At 66.7% G+C, this 258-nt stretch carries 1 pseudogene; it reads right to left on the reverse strand.

The window, feature by feature from the left end:
• A pseudogene (locus tag SB847_RS21495) lies at window positions 1-258 on the reverse strand (hypothetical protein); the annotation flags it as partial.

The following is a 258-nucleotide window of genomic DNA, read 5'->3' on the forward strand; positions in this document are numbered from 1 at the left end:
GTTCAGCAGATGCTCGACGCGGGCCACGTGAACGCCGGCTTCCTCCGCGGACCGTGCTCGACGATTCCACGCTGCCTTGAAGCCGTCGGCGCCCAGGAGCGGGATGGTTTCGGTGCAACTTGACGGAACGCGCTCGTCCATGGCGCGGGTGGCCTCATCAACGGCGTCCTTGGCCATGACACGGTACGTGGTGAACTTTCCGCCGGCTACCACCACAAGGCCCGGAACGGGATGGGCCACCACGTGCTCGCGGGACAG

Origin of the sequence: Bacillus sp. SIMBA_026 (genome assembly GCF_046535335.1) — a bacterium.
Lineage (GTDB): Bacteria > Bacillota > Bacilli > Bacillales > Bacillaceae > Bacillus > Bacillus velezensis.